General features: G+C 72.9%; 10 protein-coding genes. 3 read left to right on the top strand and 7 right to left on the bottom strand.

Going from position 1 to position 16,817, the window contains the following annotated elements:
* The first annotated feature begins 19 nt into the window (after window positions 1–19).
* From ACQEVM_RS35155 to ACQEVM_RS35145, 3 genes are all read left to right on the top strand, one after another.
* Window positions 20–862 carry a siderophore-interacting protein gene (locus ACQEVM_RS35155; RefSeq protein ID WP_433086195.1) on the top strand — a complete coding sequence of 281 codons (843 nt, stop codon included), beginning with the start codon at window positions 20–22 and terminating at the stop codon, window positions 860–862.
* 175 nt (window positions 863–1,037) lie between these two features.
* On the top strand, window positions 1,038–2,840 hold the full coding sequence (locus tag ACQEVM_RS35150) for a PP2C family protein-serine/threonine phosphatase (protein WP_433086193.1): 1,803 nt from the start codon (window positions 1,038–1,040) through the stop codon (window positions 2,838–2,840).
* A complete protein-coding gene (locus ACQEVM_RS35145; protein ID WP_433086191.1) occupies window positions 2,837–3,286 on the top strand; it encodes a response regulator in 450 nt (149 codons plus the stop codon). Before ACQEVM_RS35150 ends, ACQEVM_RS35145 begins: the two co-directional genes overlap by 4 nt.
* On the opposite strand, the gene ACQEVM_RS35140 is transcribed toward ACQEVM_RS35145, so the two are convergent.
* The 7 genes from ACQEVM_RS35140 to ACQEVM_RS35110 all read right to left on the bottom strand — a co-directional run bounded on the left by ACQEVM_RS35140 (window position 3,264) and on the right by ACQEVM_RS35110 (window position 16,129).
* Window positions 3,264–5,585 (bottom strand): ATP-binding protein, encoded by a 2,322-nt coding sequence (locus tag ACQEVM_RS35140; RefSeq protein WP_433086189.1) that lies wholly within the window; start codon window positions 5,583–5,585, stop codon window positions 3,264–3,266. The genes ACQEVM_RS35145 and ACQEVM_RS35140 overlap by 23 nt on opposite strands.
* 170 nt (window positions 5,586–5,755) lie before the next feature.
* On the bottom strand, window positions 5,756–8,236 hold the full coding sequence (locus tag ACQEVM_RS35135; protein WP_433086187.1) for a dolichyl-phosphate beta-glucosyltransferase: 2,481 nt from the start codon (window positions 8,234–8,236) through the stop codon (window positions 5,756–5,758).
* A gap of 457 nt (window positions 8,237–8,693) precedes the next feature.
* Window positions 8,694–11,231, bottom strand: coding sequence for an aldehyde dehydrogenase family protein (locus tag ACQEVM_RS35130; protein ID WP_433086185.1), 2,538 nt, complete (start codon window positions 11,229–11,231; stop codon window positions 8,694–8,696).
* The gene (locus ACQEVM_RS35125; RefSeq protein ID WP_433086183.1) at window positions 11,228–12,385 is read right to left on the bottom strand and encodes an acyl-protein synthase; all 1,158 of its coding nucleotides are present in this window, start codon (window positions 12,383–12,385) and stop codon (window positions 11,228–11,230) included. Before ACQEVM_RS35125 ends, ACQEVM_RS35130 begins: the two co-directional genes overlap by 4 nt.
* Complete coding sequence (locus ACQEVM_RS35120) at window positions 12,382–13,518, bottom strand: GNAT family N-acetyltransferase (RefSeq protein WP_433086181.1); 1,137 nt, start codon at window positions 13,516–13,518, stop codon at window positions 12,382–12,384. The genes ACQEVM_RS35125 and ACQEVM_RS35120 overlap by 4 nt, the downstream gene beginning before the upstream one ends.
* Entirely contained in the window at window positions 13,515–14,864 is a 1,350-nt protein-coding gene (locus tag ACQEVM_RS35115; RefSeq protein ID WP_433086179.1) for an MFS transporter, read from the bottom strand. Before ACQEVM_RS35115 ends, ACQEVM_RS35120 begins: the two co-directional genes overlap by 4 nt.
* The gene (locus ACQEVM_RS35110; protein WP_433086177.1) at window positions 14,861–16,129 is read right to left on the bottom strand and encodes a phenylacetate--CoA ligase family protein; all 1,269 of its coding nucleotides are present in this window, start codon (window positions 16,127–16,129) and stop codon (window positions 14,861–14,863) included. The genes ACQEVM_RS35115 and ACQEVM_RS35110 overlap by 4 nt, the downstream gene beginning before the upstream one ends.
* Window positions 16,130–16,817: the final 688 nt, after the last annotated feature.

The following is a 16,817-nucleotide window of genomic DNA, read 5'->3' as shown; positions in this document are numbered from 1 at the left end:
CCATCGAAAAGGAACGGCAATGCCTGAAGCACAACCGAGGAAGAGGGTCGTCCACCGCGGGCGGGTCCTGCGGACCGAGCGGATCGCACCCGCGATGGTCCGGATCGTCCTGCACGGCGAAGGACTCGGCGAGTTCAGCGCCGGGCGGTTCACCGACCACTACGTCAAGATGCACTTCCCGCCGCCGGGCGTGGAGTACGCGGACCCCACCGACATCCCCGCGATCCGCCGCGACCACCCGAGGGAGGAATGGCCGCGGACCAGGACGTACAGCGTGCGCGAGTGGGACGCCGGGACCGGGCAGCTGACCATCGACTTCGTGGTCCACGGCACCTCCGGCGTGGCGGGCCCCTGGGCGGCGGCGGCCCGACCGGGCGACGAGGTGGTCTTCTCGGGCCCGGGTGGCGGCTACGCCCCGGACGCCGGGGCCGACTGGCACCTGCTCGCCGGGGACGAGAGCGCCCTGCCCGCCATCGCGGCGGCCCTGGAGGCCATGCCCGCGGACGCCGTGGTGCGTGCGTTCGTCGAGGTGGACGGCCCGGCGGACGAGCAGCCGCTCGCCTCGCCGGCCCGGGTGGAGACGACCTGGCTGCACCGCGGGGCGCGGCCCGTCGGCGACGCTCTGGTCGAGGCGGTGACCGGGCTGGAGTTCCCCGCCGGATCGCCGCAGGTCTTCGTGCACGGCGAGGCGCACTTCGTCCGGGAGCTCCGCCGCCACCTGCGGGTCGACCGCGGCCTCGCGCCCTCTTCGCTGTCGGTGTCCGGCTACTGGCGCAGGGGCGCGGACGAGGAGGCGTGGCAGGCCACCAAGGGCGAGTGGAACAGCGACCCCGTCCCCGCCGCGCCGGCCGCCACCGGCTGACCCACGGCGCCACCACCCGCGTGACCGGCCCGGCCGGCCGCCCCGTCGGCGGCCGGCCGGGTCCGCTCGCGTCGCCGTCGGGCGGGCGATCACGCCCCGGGCGGACCTGTTGGCGTACTGTGCCCGAGGGGTTTCCGGCGGCGGTGCCCGGCGGATTCAGGAGTGGGATCACACGGTGCGGGCGGGCGAGCAGGGGCACGGCGCCCCCGGAACGAGCGGGGCGGCGAAGTCGGACGACTGGGCGGCGGACCTCCACGCCCTGTGGTGCGCCGCCGTCGAGGTCCCGGACGTCACCGTTCTGGCCGACCGGCTGTACCGCGTGCTGCGCGACCAGCCCGGAGTCGTGACGGTCGTCGGCGCGCGCTGGAGCGGCGACCGGATCCGGTATGTGCGGTACCTGTCCGCGGGCGACGCCGCGCCGTCCATCGCGGAGCCGACCGACGGGGAGTTCACCGACCCGGGCCCCGACGCCGGCGCCGGCGGATTCCCGAACGGGAGGCCGACCCTTCGCACGTACGACCCGGAGAGGGACACGACGGCGGGCCCGCGGACGCTCGGCGTGCTGCGGCCGGCCGGCGCCGCCTCGGCGTTGGAGTGCGCGTTCGCCCTGGACACGGGTGACCGGGCCACGCTGACGGTCGGGCTCGCCCCCGGCGTGGACGCCGACGCGACGCTGCGGGCCAGGCTGGTCCAGGTGTGCGAGATCCTCGTGGCCAGCAACCGGCGGATCCTGGAGGAGCACCGCCACGAGCGGCGGCAGGTCAGCGACGCCTTCCTCGCCGAGGCGTCCCTCCAGATGGACAGCAATCTCGATGTGCAGGAGACCCTCGGGCGGGTGGCCCGACTGGCCGTCCCGGCGCTCGCCGAGGGCTGCATGATCCACCTGTCGGGACCGGGCGACCGGCTGGTGCCCAGCGCGTCCGCGCACGTCGCCGCGGTGGAGCAGGCCTGGATCGCCGACACCGCGCGGCACGACCCCTGGCTCGCCGACCTCCTGGGGCTCGTCCGGCGCCGACGTGACGGCGTGGTGCTCGGCGGCCCGGAGTTGGCGGGCGGACCCTTCGGCGTCGGAGCCCGGGGGGCGGGCCGCTCCGTGGGAGCGGTGAGCGTCAGCCCGCTGCGGGCCCGCGGTCGTGTGCTCGGCACGATGACCTTCCTCTACCGGCGTGACGACGGGACGGTCGACGTACGGCTGTTGGACGACCTGGCCGATCGGGCCGCGCTGGCCATCGACACCAGCACGCTGTACGAACAGCGCCGCAGCCACGTGCAGTCGTTGCAGCGGCACCTGCTGCCGCAGGCCCTCCCCGAGGTGGAGGGGCTGCGATTGAGCGCCTCGTACGAGGTGTCGGACGGCATGCTCGACGTGGGGGGCGACTTCTACGACGCGGTGGTCACGGCCGACGGAGTGGCCCTGATCATCGGCGACGTGTGCGGCCGGGGCGCGGAGGCCGCGGCGCTCACCGGTCTCGCACGACACACCCTCAGGACGTTGCTGGAGGACGGCACGGATCCGGGGAGCGCCCTGTCGCGGCTGAACCGGTCCCTGGTCAGGGAGGGGACGTCCCGGTTCGTGACCGCGGCCGTGGCGGTGCTGCGGCGCGCTCCCTGCGGGTACGTGGCCTCGGTGGCCGGCGCCGGGCACCCGTCGCCCCTGGTACGGCGGTCCGACGGGACCGTGGAGGAGGTGCGCGTCTCGGGAATGCTCCTCGGGGTGCTGCCCTCGGTGCCTTATGCGGCGGTGGACGTGGCGTTGGGCCCCGGGGACGGCCTTGTACTGTTCACCGACGGTCTGACGGAGGCCCGGAACGCCGAGGGGACGTTCTTCGAGGGCTTCCTGCCGGACGCGGTGGCACGGTCCGGGGAGGGTGACCCGGGAGCGTCGGCCGCGCGGTTGACGGCCGAGGCCAAACTGTTTCGCACGAGCGGCGCCGACGACACCGCGGTGTTGACGGCGCATGTGGAAGAAGGCGCATGAACCAGGCAGACGACGCAGTCCGGCCCATCGACCGTGCGCTGGTCCTGGTGATCGAGGACTCGCAGGAGGACGCGGAGGCCATCGAGCGGGCCCTGGGGCGTTCCCACCCCGATCTGACACTGGACTTCAGGGACCGCGGGGACGGGGTCGTGGAGGAGTTGTTGGGTGCCGACCGGCTGCCCGGTCTGATCCTGCTGGACCTCAACATGCCGGGACTGAGCGGCCATGCGGTGTTGGGCGCGATCCGCGCGCAGCCGTCGCTGGGCCGGGTGCCCGTGGTCGTGTTCACCTCGTCGACGGCGCCCACCGAGGTGGACGCCAGTTACGCGGCCGGCGCGGACAGCTACATCTACAAGCCGGTCAACTTCGAGCTGTTCCGTACGGTCCTCAAGGGCGCGGTCGACTACTGGCAGGACCGACCGGTCACCCCGGCCGACCCGGAGTGACATCGGCGTCGGCCGCGCCGAGGGTGAAGAAGAAGGTCGTCCCCTCGCCGGGGGCGCTCTCCAGCCACAGCCGTCCGCCGTGCCGTTCGACGACGCGTTTGACGACGGCGAGGCCGACTCCGGTGCCGCCGCCGTGCTCCGACGGCCCGTGCAGGCGGCGGAACAGGTCGAACACCTCGTCGTGACGGTCGGGCGGGATGCCGATGCCGTTGTCCGCGACGGTGATCGCCTGTTCGGCACGGTCGGATCCGGGGGGCGTGGCGTCGACGACGCAGACCTCGACGCGGCGTTCCCGCCGGTTCGGGTCCGCGTACTTCGCGGCGTTGACCAGGAGGTTGACGAGGATGTCGACGACCCGGTCGGGGTCGGCGTCCAGGGTGGGGAGGGAGGCGGCCCGTACGAGCCGGACGTCCTGTTCCGCCAGGCGGGGTCCGGCGATCTCCAGGGCGGCGTCCAGGAGGACGTCGAGGTCGGTGCGGGTGCGGCGCAGGCCCGAGCGGCCGAGCCGCGCGTAGTGCATGAGCGAGTTCAGGAGTTCGTCCATGCGGCCGGTGAGCCGGTGCATGGTGTGGAGCCGGCGCACGGTCTGCTCGTCGAGGTTCGGTCCGGCGTCCTCCAGGATGAAGGTGGCGGCGTTCGAGATGCCCCGCAGGGGCTCCTTCAGGTCGTGCGCGGCGACGTGCGCGAAGGAGTCCAGGTCGATGTTGGTCATGCGCAGCTCTTCGTTGAGCCGGCCGAGCGCGGTGGCGTGCCGCAGGACCAGGCCGGTCAGGAGTTGTCTCAGCTCGCGGGCGACGCCGAGGTCGACCGGGGTCCAGGGCAGGCTGCGTCCGCGTACGGTCGCCCTGAACACGGCACCGGAGCCGCGGGGGGTGAGGCGTTCGCCGCGCGGGCCGGTGCGGACCGGGGTGGCGGGGTCGGCGGCCCACTGGCGCGGCAGGGGCCGTTCGTGGCGGGTCCACGCGATGAAGTCGCCGCCCCCGAGCGGGATCATCAGCACGCCCGCCGGGGTGGCGCCGTCGGCCGGGTCGCGTTCCTCGGACCCCAGTTCCTCGGGGAGGCGATCGGTGGCCCAGACGGTGCCCGGGGTGAGTTCGCAGGCCCGGCGCGCGAGGTGGTCCGCGACGTCCGGGTGCGGGGCGGTCCCCGTGGTCTTCCCACCGCGCGACACGAGGAGTCCGTCGGCGGCCAGCAGACCTTCCAGGGCGGCGCGGTGCGCGGGCAGTTCGTCTGCCGGCGCCGGGTCGAGGAAGTGCGCGGCCCGGGTCAGTTCCCGGCGGGCGGACTCCAGGGAGCGGGCCTGCTCGCGTTCCTCGATGACGTCGAGGCGGAGCGAGAACGCCGACCCGAACAGCTCGCAGGCGGAGCGCAGTTCCGGGCCCAGGACCGCGGGCGTCCCGCCGTGGCAGGCGATCAGGCCCCACAGTCGGCCGTCGCGGACGACCGACACGGACATGGAGGACCGCACCCCGATGTTGCGCAGGTACTCCAGGTGGAAGCCGGACACGGTGCGCAGCGCGGATCCGGAGAGGTCCAGCGGCCGTCCCGTGGCCGCCCGTGCCTCGGGGACCAGGTGCGCGGAGTCGTCCTCGACGTCGCAGATGACCCTGATCCAGTTCTCCAGGTAGAGCCGGCGGGCCTGCGGCGGGATGTCGGTGGCGGGGAACCAGAGTCCGAGCCAGGGTTCCCAGCCGGGCGCCAGGGCCTCCGCGACCACCTCTCCGGGGCCGTCGTCACCGTCGAACCGGTACGCGACCACCCGGTCGAAGCCGGTGAGGCGTCGCACCTCGCGCACCGCGATGTCACAGCACTCCGTCACCGAGCCGGCCGACCGCAGGCGGGCGAGCGCGCGGCGCACTCCCTGGTAGAAGACCGTGAAGTCGAAGCGTTCGGTGGCGTCGCGGGGCTCCAGTTCGAGGACGAGCAGGCCGTCGCGGCGGTGCGCCGACAGGTCGAAGTCCCGGTCCCGGCCGTCGACCGCGATGACCACGGGCAGGATGCCGGCCGGTCCGTCCGGTCCCTCGGTGCTCTCCAGGGCTTCCCGGAAGTCCTCCCGCGACACGATCCCGGTGACCGGGGTGCCGACGAGCGGTTCGGGCGGCAGGCCCAGCAGGGCGGCGAGGTTGTCCGACGCGACCTCGATCCGGCCGTCGGCCGGGTCCACGGCGAGCAGGGCGCCGTAGGACTGGACGCCGCCGAGGAGGTGGATCGGCTCGCGTACGCACTGCTCCAGGTCGAAGCCGCCCGGTGCGGCGCGCTCCGCCTCCACGTTGCGGCGGGACAGCCAGTCGCGTTCCACTTCGACACCCCTCGGTCTTCTGCACGGCCGGGACGAGCCTGCCACACGTGTCGTCGTGTGCGCGGGCGGCCCGTCCGCGCACACGACGGCGGGGCCCGCCCCCGGGTGGGGTGGGCCCCGCCGTCGTGTGCGGTGTGACGGTGGTCCGGGCGGGCGACGGGCCCGACGGGTCAGGAGGAGGCGACCTGCCAGATGAAGCAGTCGGCGACCTTGCGCGGTTCCTGGTCGAGCAGGGCGGTGAGCGTGCCGCGCAGCTCGGGGGCGCGCTCCTGGGTCACGGGAAGGACGATCAGGCCCGCCTTCCAGTGGGCGAGGTCCGCGCGGGCCTGGTCCCGCATCGGCGGGGGGATCTCCGAGGGGCCGGCCGCGCCCCAGCGGACGTCGCGCAGCAGGTCGGACAGCATGCGCGGCTTCGCGCCGTAGATCCCGACGCGGTCGGGGCCGTCCGGGCCGTTGAAGTAGCCACCGGCCAGCTTGAAGCCGAAGCCGGTGCCGCTCTGCCAGCGCAGCGCGGCCGCGGAGCCGGGGTCGGGGAGCGGCACCGGGACGAGGGAGCGGCCGTCCTCCAGGTACTCCTTGTAGTGGCCCTCGGCGATGAACGCCGGTACGGGCTCGCGGTCCGCGGTGACGAGCGGGAGCGGCAGGATCGGCACGAGCGCCGCCGCCACGGCCAGGTATCCGACGACGCGGTGTTCGCGGGCCCGCAGGTCCCGGATCCGGTCGAGGGCCAGGGCGATCAGCATGCCGAGGACCGGCGCGCACACCATGGCCACCCGGCCCTCGATGACCGATTCGAGCAGGGGCAGGTGCCGCAGCAGCGCCCAGGGGGCGGGCAGGGTGACATCGAACTTGTCGATCCGGACCTGGGGGCCGAGGGAGAGCACGGCCGCGGCGAGGGCGGTGAGGCCGAGGGCGCGGACGACGGGCCGGCGCCACAGCCACAGGGTGATCCCGGCGGCCAGGGCGATCAGCGGCCAGCCGTAGAAGGCGTTCTGCTCGGTGGTGTTCAGCGAGAGCCTGCCGGCCGTCTCGGCGTCGCCGAACAGCGAGCGGGCCGAGTACTCGGCCAGGGCGCCCAGCGGGTTGCCCGCGCCGCCCTCGCCGTGCAGCACGGAGTGGTAGCTCTGCGGCCCGAAGAACTGCCAGGCCAGGGGGAAGGCGACCAGCGGCACGGAGACGATCGCGGCGATGAGCAGTCCCTCGCCCAGCGGCCGGACGGCCGTGCGGGCGCTCTCGCGGTCGTACAGCGCGAAGACGAGGGCGAAGATCAGCATGCCCATCGCCGCCAGCAGGAACGGCTCCTCGCCCAGGAATACCTGGTAGGCGGAGAACAGTCCCAGCAGGATGCCGTCGCGGACGACGTTCCTGCCCTCGCAGAGCCGCAGGGCCCGGTCGATGATGACCGGGATCATGAAGAGGACGACGAAGTTCGGATGCGCGTTCGCGTGCGAGACCATCGGCGGCGCGAAGGCCGCCAGGGCCCCGCCGACGGCCGCCGCCCAGCGTTTCTCGGTCAGCCGCCGGTGGATCAGCCAGTACCAGGCCCAGGCCGTCCCGGCGATGCCGAGGGTGAACACCAGGGCGAGGGTGATGGTGGGCCCGAAGAGCAGCGTGACGGGGGTGAGCGGCACGGACAGGCCCAGCATCACCGTGTTGCCCATCAGGTTCACGCCGTCGGGCATGTTCTGGAAGTCGGTGAACAGTGGGTTCCGCAGGTGCGCGACATTGTCCGCGGTGACGCCGAAGAACCATTCCCACTGGTTCTGGTCCTGGAGGGAATGGGCGAGGATCGCCCCGTCCGGATCCGCCCACAACCCCTTGTAGAGGAAGAACGCGGCGAACAGGTACAGCGCGGCCACGAGGATGCCGCGGGCATTGAGGCGGACCAGTTCACCGAGGGTGCGCACGTAGTCCGGGAAGCGGACCTTGGAGCCGTCCTGGTGTGCCCAGCGGACGGGTACCTCGGCCACCGGCCACCCCTTGCGGCGGAAGTACTGGAGGATCTCCACGTCGATGGCCCAGCCGTCGAGCCGGGACGCGCCGAAGGCGGCGCGGGCCTGGTCCCCGTCGAACAGCTTGAATCCGCACTGGGTGTCGCGGATGCCGCGAACGGCCACCAGCCGGATGACCCGGTTGCCGGTCCAGCCGAGCACCTCGCGCAGCGCGCTCTGCTGCCGCTCCACGGTGGAATCGCGGTGGGCGCGCGAGCCGATGGCGGCGGCGAGCCGCGGGTCGTCGGCCAGCGTCTTCTGCAACCCGGCCAATTCCTCCATCGGGGTCGACAGGTCCGCGTCCATCACCAGGACCCGCCGGCCCAGCGAGGTGCCCACTCCGAGGCGCAGCGCGCTGCCCTTGCCCTTGTTCTCCTCGGACCGGACGAGCCGGATCCGGTGCTCCTGAACACCGGCCTTCAGCGCGATGGCGGTGGTCCGGTCCGGGGAACCGTCGTCGACGACGATGACCTCCCAGTCCTCCGGGCCGCTGCCGACGTGTGCGTCGAGGTAGGCCCGGACCACCTCCAGGGTCGGAGCGAGCCGCTCCTCCTCCAGGTAGGCCGGAATGACCACGGACAGGCCGACGGACCCCGGTCCCTGGTCGACGGGTTGACCCGTGATGGTCGCACCACGAGGCCTGAGTCTGTCGTTCTGCACGTGCAAGCCATTCGTCGAGTTGTCCCGTTCCACCGGGAGATGCACGGCGACCGCGCGGGTGACGGATCCGAAGCCACTGCGTGCGTCCGCCGCGGAGACGGCTCGGGGAATGGCCCTCGGACCACGCCGACCGTTCCGATCTTCATGACGGTGCCGGGTCTACCCCGCGGTGTGACGCATCGTCCCCCCTCGGAGCGACTCCGGCTGTCTGTTCATCGCAGCGGAACGGGCGGACAGCCCGACCAATATAGATCAGCCCTCGCAGGGGCCACCCACGCATGACGGCCTTCGGGTGCCGGTGCGCCGTCGGCGCGCCGGGGCGGCGCCCCGCGAAGGCCCCGCGCGGGCGGGACGTCGCCGCGTCCGACCGCGGGCCGGGCGGGCCGAACCGGGAGGCATTCGTCACGGCACGACCCGCCCGGCGACGGCGGTGAGGGGGCTCGGGCGGGGCGACGGCTCAGGCGAGCCCGTCCGGGGACTGCTGTCCGCGCCTGCGGTCCACGACCGCCGGCAGTTTGCCGCTCGTCGGCGTACGGAACAGCGCGGCCCCGTCGACCGCCTCGACCGTGAAGTCGAGCAGCTTCTCCTCGACCGCCGAGCGCACCTCCGGGTAGGCGGCGAGGAAGGCGGCGCGGGCCGTGTCCGGGTCGAGCGCGTGGGACCGCTCCATCCGCAGGGTGATCCCCTCGCGGGTGGACCCGCTCGTCAGGACGGTCTGCATCTCGCCGGCGTGGCCCAGGTGCTCCGCCGCGATGGAGACGAAACGGCGGTGGTTCAGGAAGTACGTCGCCACGCGCATCACCTCGCCCAGCCGGCCGAGCAGCTCGAAGCGCGGGGCGTGACTGCCGCAGGGGCAGCGCCCGGGAAGCTCCCGGCCGAGGTCCCCGATGACGTACCGGTCGAGGTGCTGGCCGCGGCGGGCACGGGTGGTGAAGACGAGCCGGCCGGTCTCCCCCGGTGCCACCGGGCGGTCCGTGTCGACCTCGACGATCTCCAGGGTGTGCAGGTCGGCGTGGAGGTGGTGGACGCCGCCGGTGCCGTGCGTGCACTGGTAGCCGAGGGGGCCGAGGTCGGTGCTGCCGTAGGTGATGGAGTGGACGACCTCGATGCCGAACGTCTCGGTGAGGACGCGGCGCTGTTCGTCGGTGAAGTGCTCGCCACCGTAGTAGATCTTGCGGAGGCCGCCGTAGGCGCGCAGGAGGTCGGCTTCCTCGTGCAGGAGCTGCCAGAGGTAGGAGGGCATCCCGAAGAGGGTGTCGACCTCGTACGCGACGATCATCTCCGCGGTGGCCCGGTGGTCGGGGCCCGCGGCCATCGGCATCTGGACGCCGCCCAGGCGTTCCAGGATGGAGAAGAAGCTGATGAAGCCGCCGTACATGCCGCCGCAGTAGAAGAGGTTGGCGGTGCGGTCGCGTGCCGGGTCGTAGCCGGCGGCGAGCAGGCCGCGGGCGGCGGCCCGCATCTGCGTGTCGTAGTCCTCGTACGTGAAGAGGGACAGGGCGGGCGCGCCGGTGCTGCCCCCGCTGCGGAAGTACAGCTCGGCGTCGGCCCGGTCGACGCCGCGGTTGAGGTCCCGGACGTCGTTCTTGTCCAGCAGCGGCCCGGCGGGGCGGGGGAAGTCGACCGGGCGGGCGAGGTCGTCGAGGCAGGCGGTGGCGGCGAAGCGTTCGTCGGCCTGGACCGAGACGCGGCGGCTGTAGCGCTGGAGGGCGTAGACGCCGTCGTGCGGTTCCCCGGAGTAGCCGGCGGTCATGGCGCCGACCGGAGTGACCCGGGTGGCTCCGGCGGCCAGGACCAGGGTGGAGAGTTCCGCGATGTCGGTGCGGCTGCCGGCGAGGCCCACCGTCTGGAGGTAGCGGCGCATGGGGCGCAGCGTCGCCATGAGGTGTTTGCGGGGCAGCGGCTTGACCCAGACGCTGCGGTGCAGCGGGGAGGCGGTGAGGGCCGGGCGGATGTCGGCCATGACGCGCCAGGTGCGGTCGGGGGCGGCGAGGACGCGGGTGAAGCCGAGGTGCTCCTCCAGGCGGGCGAGGTGCTCGGTGGTGGTCAGCTCCGCGTACTCGGCCGGGTCGAGTTCCTCGTCGGCGGGTGCGGGCCGGGCGGCGAGGGCCGCGGCGAGCCGGTCGCAGAACGCGTGGAGTTCTCCGGTGTCCTCGGTGTCGAGGTAGACGACCTGGGGGCTGGAGCAGGCCTGCTGCTCGAAGAGGCAGACGTCCTCGGCCAGGGCCTCCAGGGTCGCCTCGTCGGACCAGGCGTCGCGCGTGAGGTAGGCGAAGGAGATCTTGTGTCCCCATTCCACGAGCCGGCAGCCGGCCGGGACGTGGGCGGCGACACCCTCCACGGCGGATTCGCCGCCCCAGACCGCGACGGCGTCGGCGGGCGCGCACATCAGGCGCAGCCAGTCCTGGCGGGAGGAGGGGAAGCGCAGCACGATGACGCGTTCGGCGAGGGCGCCGGTCGGGTCCTGCGCGACGAGTTCGGCGAGGAGGTGAGGGGCGAGCAGGGTGTCGGTACTGCTGGTCTTCAGGACGTTCACGTTGCCCGCGAGGAGTCCCTCGACCAGGCTGAGCGGGGCGACGGTGGCGGCGTTGCCGGGGGCGATGTGGGCGACCAGGCCGACGGGCGCCCAGGCCTCGTACACCGTCTCCTTGGCGTCGGGGCGGTTCAGTCGCTGCGGGGCGGCGCCGCCCAGTTCGCGGCGGAGCTTGCGGGTGAGGGCGCCCCGGTCGAGGAAGGCCGCGAGTTCGGCGTACAGCGCGTCGGCGTCCTCGGCGTCGCCCGCGGGCAGGTGCGGGGCCAGCCGGTCCCGTACGGGGTGGCCGGGATCGCGCAGGGCCGCCGCGAGGGCGTCGCAGGCCGCCAGGACGGTCTCGGTGTCGAGGGGCTCGGCGAGCGCGGCCTCCACGGCGGCGGGCAGCGCGGCCAGTCGCTCGGCGGCCTCGTCGTCGCCGATGAAGGCGCCCTGCCAGTAGTGGTGGTTGATGGTGTCGGTCATGACATTCCCTTCATCAGTTCGGCGGCGGCCACGGCACAGCTGCGGTTGCGGCTGACTCCGGCGCGACCGTGGATGGTGAACCACGGGGTGGTCAGCTCGCAGCCGCACTCCTCGCCCGGGTGCAGCGAGGCGAGGTCGCCCATGACGACGCTCTGTGCCGGTACGGAGGTGATGTACGGGGACACCAGGTGGAGGTAGCCGCGCTCGCCGTACGGGAGGGGTTCGAGGGTGCGGGTGGAACGGATGAAGACGCGGGACCAGACGGGTGCGTGGAGGTTGTGCCGCGCGCACTCGATGTACGGGACGCAGTGCTCTACGGAGCCGAAGGTGTCGCGGATCCGCTCGGACGGCACGCCCAACTGCTCGGTGACACGGGCGTACAGCTCGTCCTTGCCGATCCGGCGGTCGGCGTGGCCCTTCCAGCCGCCGCCGAGGATGATCAGGGAGCCCTCGGGCAGGCGCAGCGGTGCCAGCCCCATGGCGCGCATCCGTTCCAGGGTGAACCAGAGGAACGCGGGGAAGCCGAGGATGCGGACCGGGACGTCGTCCTCGGCGAAGCGGCGCAGCGCGGCGACGCAGCCGAAGGGGTCGAACTCGTGCCCGTTGCCGGTGTCGCGCAGGGCGTACTCGACCTGTCGGGCCGGCGCGAAGTCGCACAGGTAGTTGTCGGTGAACGAGGTGCCCAGGTTGAGGTCGCGGGCGGGCTCGTAGCTGTAGAGGAGGTAGTTGACCGGCTGGTCGGGGGTGATCCAGCCGTTGTGGTCGAAGATGCGGGCGACCATGCGCTGGGCGGAGCGGATCGTCCACTCGTCGAAGAACATCTGCGACTTCTGTCCGGTGGTCCCGGAGGAGGTCAGGTGCAGGTGGACGTCCTCGCGGGGGATGGAGAGGACTTCGTGGCGCTTGAAGAAGTTCGCGTGCACCAGGGGTGCCGCGTACGGGGTGTCGTGCGCGTCCGCGTCCTGGAGGTCGCGGAAGAACGGGGACCGGTCCCGGTGCCAGGCGTTGATCTCCGCCATGGCCGCGGTGAACAGTTCCTCCTCGGCCGGACCGCCGGCGTACGGATCGGTCAGGTCGCAGAGTTCCTGCAACCGGGCCAGGGCGGCGCCGTCGGGGACGTCGACGGGGGCGAGATGGGGCTTCGGGCCAGTCATGGGGCGACCTCACGGGAGGGCAGATGCGCCGACGCCCAGGCCGACACATAGGAATCGAGGAAGGGTTGGAGCGGCGGGTCGACGACCACGCCGCGGAAGTCGATGTGCTCGGTGGTGCGGGACATCACCACGTAGTCGTGGAAGCCGTCCCCGTCCCGGCGCATGGCCGGGTACACGGCCCCGGCGATGAAGCCCTGGGCGGCGAAGGCGGACAGCGCGGCGTGGTGTTCGAGGGGGACGAGCGCCTCGACGTAGCCGGCGCCCGCGCGGGTGAGGGTACGGGTGACCGGCTCCAGCCACCCCGCGGCGGCGGTCGGGTCGGGGTGGGCGGCGACCAGCGCGCAGTAGCCCCCGGTGCGGTTGAGGTAGGCGTACACCTCGAAGTCGCCGTCGGCGGGGGTGAGCAGGATGTTCGGGGTGTGCAGCGGGTAGAACCAGCGGCCGCCGTCGGGGAAGTGGGCGTGGAAGCGGCGGCGGACGAACGCCGGTGCCTCGATCACTTCCAGGGGCGCGGCGGCGGGCCCGGCGGGCAGCGGCGCCGCCGGCGCGGGCCGGGCGTCGGCGTAGCTGATGCCGAGGCTCGCGCCGGCGGTGCGCAGGAGCGGCGCCAGGAGGGCGGGCACCTCGGCGACGGGCACCCGGCGGTCCAGCACTCCCGGCGAGTGACGCGCGTAGAGTGCGAGGCTTTCCCGGCTGCCCAGGTCGACCGCGTTGGGCAGGATGCCGAGCGGGCGGAAACCGTGTCGGGCGACGACCCGTTGGGGTCCGGCGCTGACGGTGCGTACGGTGGCGTACACCGAGTCGAGGGTCCCGGCGTCGAGGGTGGCGGAGCACAGGGCCTCGGTCAGCCGCCCCGCGAGCCCCGAGCCGCGCTGGTCCGGGTGGACGGCGAGCCCTTCGAGGCGGCCGATGCGGGTGCCGGCCTCGCCGTGGATCGCGGCCGATCCGGCGAGGGCGCCGGTACGGGGGCAGCGGGCGACGAGCCAGAGGGTGTGCGGGTCGCGGATGAGCCGGGACATCTCGGCGGGGTCGGTGCCCAACGCCGTCGGGTAGTGCGGTCCGTAGACGGCGTAGTAGAGCTGGCGCAGATCGGCGATGTCCGTCGGCGCGGCCTGCTCGATGACGGCGCTCATCGGGTGCCTCCGGCAGGGGTCGCGGAAGCCGGCGCCGCCTCGGGCGCGTCGGCGGGCCGGGCGGCGGCTGCGTCCGCCGTGCGGTATCGCCGGGGCAGCAGGAGCAGGGCGAGGGCGGCGGGCACCAGACCGGCCGCCTGGATCAGGCACAGTGTCCGCGCGGAGAGGTGGTCGCCCAGCAGCCCGAACAGCAGCGAGGCGACCGGGAAGGTCGCTCCGAGCACCGCCTGCATGACGGCGAAGAAGGCCGGTTTGTCGGCGGCCGGGACCAGGCGCTGGAACAGCGCCACGAAGCGGACGCCGATCACCCCGACGCACCAGCCCGTCACCAGGAGGGCGCCGGCGATCACGGGCCACGCCGCGATCAGGCCGGGGACGGCGAGGGCTACGGCCATCGCACCCAGGCAGGCGGAGCCGACCGCGGTGGGACGGCCGGGCACCCGGGCGCCGGTGAAGGAGCCGATGAGCGTGCCCAGGCCGAGGGACGCCTCCAGGAGCGACACGGTGGCGCCGTCGCCGTGCAGGACCTTGGCGGTGTACAGCGGCATGACGACGAAGACGGCGGTCGTGAAGAGGTTCGCCGCGGTGAAGCAGAGCAGGATGGCGCGGACGTACGGCAATCGGCCCAGGATGCGCCGCAGCGTCCGCCGCGGGGCGGGGGCGGTGTCGGCGGGGCTTTCGGGGGCGGTGTCTGCGTCGGAGCCGACGGAGGGCCCTTCGGCGGGAGCCGGGGCGCGGAAGCGGACGGTCGTGATGAGCACCGCGGCCGTGCCGTAGGCGACGGCGCAGCCCGCCGCGAGGCCGGCCACGCCGGCCGCGTCGACGACGAGTGCGCCGAGCAGGGCTCCGCCCAGGCTCGCGAGCGACTGGGTGGACAGTTCGAAGCCGGTCGCCGCCTCGATGTCCTCGTCGTCGACGAGTTCGGGCACGGACGTGGTCAGACACGGGTCGAAGAAGGCCTGACAGGTCGCCAGGGCCAGGGCCGCCGCGTAGATCGCGACGACCGGCAGGTCGCTCGCGGCGGCCCAGCCGGCGAGTACCGCGGCCACCGTGCCCGCGCCGGCCGCCGCGCCGCGCAACAGCGAGCGGTGGGAGCGGCGGGCGATGGCGCGGGCCACGAGCGGGGCCAGGGCCACGGCGGGCAGGGTGCTGAGGGCCATGAGCATGCCGGCGGCGAAACCGCCGTCACCGGAGGCGACGTGGCCGATGAGCCACCAGGAGGTGCCGACCTGGAACATGCGCGTCCCGGCCTGGGTGAACACCTGGCCCAGCCATACGGTGCCGAAGGCGCGGTTGCGCAGGACGAGCGGGGGCCGGCGGCCCGGGGCAACCGTCGGGGTGCTCATGCGGTGGGCCTCTCGTCGAGGACGCGGACGAGCTTGCCGGAGCGGGAGTTGACGACGAGGTCGCGGTGACGGGTCCACTCGACACCGAGGGGGTGGACGAATCCCGCGGCGACGCTGTCGGGGTAGAGCGGTCGGGCGGTGTTCAGTCCCTCGACGACCGCCTTGGCCAGGGCCTCCCGTGTGCCCGGGTCGTGTTCGGGCGCGGTGGCCAGGCGCAGGATCAGACCATCGCGCCCCTCCCAGCGGCGGACGACGAGTTGTGTGCCCGTGACGAGGCCGTCGGCGTCGGCTTCGGCGACGGCGTTCGTGGCGTCGTCCCAGTACAGGGAGACGGGTCCGACGCGTACGCCTTCCTCGGCGCGGCCCAGGATGCGGAACTCCCCGCCTTCGCCGCCGGTCCACTCGGCGCGGTCGCCGGCGGGGTAGCGGATGACGGGCATGAGGCTGCGGAAGAGCTGCGTGACGACGACGCGGCCGGGCCGGCCCGCCTCGCGGATCGGTTCGCCGGTCGTCTCGTCGAGGATCTCCACGACGGTGTGCGGGGTGAAGGGCCGGTGCGTGCGCGTGTCCGGGCCGGCGACGGGCCTGCCGAGGAGGCCGCCGTCGACGCTGGCGTAACCGAGCGAGCGGGGTTCGGCGTTGGGGAAGGCGCCTGCGAGGAGGCGTCGCTGGTCGGAGAAGAGCGCCTCGCCCCCGAAGAACAGGAGCTCCACCTGCGGAAGTCGGCGGCCCGTCGACGTCAGGTGCTCGGCGAGCCGGCACAGGGTGGTCGGTGTGCCGGCGACGACGTGGGCGCCGAAGTCCTGGAGGGCGGAGACCGTCGACTCCAGGGGCGCTCCGCCGCCGATGGGCAGGCGCACGTTGGACACGGGGGCGTGGGCGAGCGAGTCCAGGACGAACAGGAAGCTCGCGTAGAGCTCGCCCGCGTAGAACAGGTCGGCCACCCGGTGACCGGGTCGCAGACCCGCGTCGACGAGACCGGCGCCGAACGCCGTGACGAACTCGCGCCACTCCTCCCGCGTGTAGCAGGAGAAGCGCGGGGTGCCGGTGGTGCCGCCCGTCTTGTACACGACGGCCTCCGCCAGAGGGGCGGTGAGGACCCGGTTGTCGTGCAGGGTGTTGGCGGCCCAGAACTCGTTCTGATCCACCACCGGCAGGTCGGTGAGCCTGTTCACCTCGTGCGGCAGGTCTGCGTAGAGGTCGGCGTAGAAAGGGGAGCAGTCTCGGGCGAAACGCACGAGGTCGGAAAACCGCTGGACGGGCATGCTGCCTTTACCTGAAGACGAAGTTGAAAGGGAAAGGAAACAGGCGGCTGCTGCGGCGTGACGGTCCCCCGACCCCATCTGTTGACTGGTCAACAATGCACGTGTGCCCTGTAGTTCGAAGGTGCGAGCCACACCTGATCCCGTCTCACATCATGGAACACGGGGAACCCACCGCCAAATCGATGGCGTGTACGAGCGCGCCGCAAAGTGAACTTCCGGCCCCCTTGGCCGAAAAGGTTGCGTCGGATCCGTTCGCGGTGGCCCACCAGCCAACCGGCCGTCGAGCGGGCGGACTTCGAGAAGCCCCGGCCGGCAACCGACCCCGCATGTGCCGGACATCACGTCCTTCGGGCAGTTCGGATCGAGGAGATTCGTTACCACTCCTGCGGACACGCCATGAAGGGGTGACGCCAATCACTCCCCCGGGCGGCTCGGGCCATCGACCACGAAAGCCCTCTGGGCGTGGCGAACTTGACAGTGCACCGACGCCAATGGAAACGTCCTCCACAACCCGGAGTGTGCGACGTTGGGGGAACGTAAGCGCCATGACTGCCAAACGTGAGCAATGGGCCTCAGGCTTTGCCCGCAGGCCACTCGCAGCTCATCAGGGGAGCAGGCGTCTGCTCGCACCAACAGCTCCAAGGGACTGCCCACGCACATGTTCCACCAACGCACCACCGCCTTCCGC

Source organism: Streptomyces sp. CA-243310, assembly GCF_050936775.1.
In the GTDB taxonomy this organism is placed as follows: domain Bacteria; phylum Actinomycetota; class Actinomycetes; order Streptomycetales; family Streptomycetaceae; genus Streptomyces.
Note: the sequence above shows the minus strand (reverse complement) of the source record. Positions and strands in the feature narration are given on the sequence as shown.

What these genes read in the sequence shown, in the direction of transcription:
- ACQEVM_RS35120 (WP_433086181.1), bottom strand. Translation starts at nt 13,518, where the DNA reads ATGAGCGCCGTCATCGAGCAGGCCGCGCCGACGGACATCGCCGATCTG.
- ACQEVM_RS35115 (WP_433086179.1), bottom strand. Translation starts at nt 14,864, where the DNA reads ATGAGCACCCCGACGGTTGCCCCGGGCCGCCGGCCCCCGCTCGTCCTG.
- ACQEVM_RS35145 (WP_433086191.1), top strand. Translation starts at nt 2,837, where the DNA reads ATGAACCAGGCAGACGACGCAGTCCGGCCCATCGACCGTGCGCTGGTC.
- ACQEVM_RS35155 (WP_433086195.1), top strand. Translation starts at nt 20, where the DNA reads ATGCCTGAAGCACAACCGAGGAAGAGGGTCGTCCACCGCGGGCGGGTC.
- ACQEVM_RS35130 (WP_433086185.1), bottom strand. Translation starts at nt 11,231, where the DNA reads ATGACCGACACCATCAACCACCACTACTGGCAGGGCGCCTTCATCGGC.
- ACQEVM_RS35125 (WP_433086183.1), bottom strand. Translation starts at nt 12,385, where the DNA reads ATGACTGGCCCGAAGCCCCATCTCGCCCCCGTCGACGTCCCCGACGGC.
- ACQEVM_RS35110 (WP_433086177.1), bottom strand. Translation starts at nt 16,129, where the DNA reads ATGCCCGTCCAGCGGTTTTCCGACCTCGTGCGTTTCGCCCGAGACTGC.